The organism is Chryseobacterium sp. DT-167 (genome assembly GCF_058310155.1).
On record NZ_JBZEEQ010000093.1, the window covers coordinates 348 to 600 of the forward strand.

Consider the following 253-nt stretch of genomic DNA (forward strand, 5'->3'; position numbering starts at 1 on the left):
CGCGCGCGCGACGGAGCGCCGCGAGGTCGTCGAGATCCTCGTCGACGTCGTAGTTCATCCACCGTGCACGCGGGTTGGCGCGCCGGCTGTCACGGGCGCCGCGCACCGCCGTCGCCGCCTCGGCGAGCCGTGATTCGTACGTCAGGAGTTCCCTCTCCCAGTCCGATCCGTCGCCACCCGACGACAGCGCCTCCGCCATGGCATCGAGCGTGCGAGCGCCCGTGCGACGCAACGCGGAGAGCGCGATGGCGGA

The 253-nt window shown here is 72.7% G+C and carries 1 protein-coding gene; it reads right to left on the minus strand.

What is annotated here, in order from left to right; genetic code table 11:
• Positions 1-253 (minus strand): hypothetical protein (locus AC4FQ5_RS19935; protein WP_491146391.1); only part of this gene is annotated, 253 nt, incomplete at both ends.